Origin of the sequence: Dryocola clanedunensis, from assembly GCF_038405435.1 — a bacterium.
Classification (GTDB): domain Bacteria; phylum Pseudomonadota; class Gammaproteobacteria; order Enterobacterales; family Enterobacteriaceae; genus Dryocola; species Dryocola clanedunensis_A.
Genome location: NZ_JBBYHZ010000042.1, coordinates 1 through 1,046, shown reverse-complemented (window position 1 = coordinate 1,046; position 1,046 = coordinate 1). Strand labels below are relative to the sequence as shown.

Annotated in this window: 1 protein-coding gene and 1 pseudogene; one reads left to right on the top strand and one right to left on the bottom strand. The window is 66.7% G+C overall.

From position 1 onward, the window contains the following. A partial coding sequence (locus tag AAE045_RS23210; protein ID WP_455549682.1) for a transposase zinc-binding domain-containing protein occupies positions 1-336 on the bottom strand: 336 nt, incomplete at its 3' end. 70 nt (positions 337-406) lie between these two features. On the opposite strand from AAE045_RS23210, the pseudogene AAE045_RS23205 reads away from it, so the two are divergent. Continuing rightward, a pseudogene (locus tag AAE045_RS23205) lies at positions 407-970 on the top strand (transposase); the annotation flags it as partial. Between the last annotated feature and the right edge of the window lie 76 nt (positions 971-1,046).

Genomic DNA, 1,046 nt, shown 5'->3' with positions numbered 1-1,046 from the left:
CGCGCCGCAGCTCGGGCACAGCCCGCGCTTCTTGCAGGAATACGCCACCAGCCTCTCGGCACGACAGTGCTCGCAGACCACGCGCAGAAAGCCGTGCTCGAGCACGCCGCAGCGCAGGTAGGTCTCGAACTCCTCGCGGACATATCCGGGCAGCGAGCGGCCCTCCGCTTCGATCCGTACAATGAAGTCCGGGTAGTGCGCCTCTACCAACGCGTACAGCAGCGTGCGCTCGGGACGGTGAGGCGCATAGCGAGCCGTGGGCAGATGCGCTGCCGGCGACGTTGCGTGCGCCACGGCATCCTGCAGCTGCGACACGGTCGCGGCGAGGCGCGGCACGAAACACTCCGGTGCAGGGAATGGCTGCTCAGGCTTGCGCCCGCCCCGGCTGGTTCATATCGGCCTTTATGAGCTGCACCTCACACCGCTGGAGCTGATCGACCGCATTGCCGCGCTGGTTCCCCCGCCACGCACCCACCGGCACCGCTATTTTGGCGTGTTGGCACCCAACTCGCCGCTCAGGGCTGCGGTGACGGCGCTGGCGACACCGGCGCAAGCCGCTCCCGTGCTGGGCGCGTCGATCAGCACGGGGGAGTGCGCGCCTGGTGTGGTACCGATGAGCAGCGCGCTGCCATCCCAGAGCGAGCCGGTGCTGCCCAAGCGTGCAGCGCACTACCTGTGGGCGGTGCTGATCGCCCGCATCTACGAGGTGTTCCCCCTCTTGTGTCCGCTGTGTGGCGGGCAGATGCGCATCATCGCGTTCATTACGCACAGCGCTGACATCCGGCACATCCTGGACCACATCGGGGCAGATTCAGAGCCACCCCGCATCTCCCCGGCGCGCGGGCCACCGCTGTGGGATGACTGTAGTGATGCGCAGATGGATGACGGGGCGCAAACCGAGCCAGCAGACTGGGACCTAGCGGCGCAACCGGCACCGGACTTTGAGGTCGATCAGCGCATCAGTTGGTGAATGAACAAAGCGGCGATTTTGACTTGCCGCGAACTGGCTCTGCGCCCGGTACACGCCGAGCGCCGCAAATCACTCT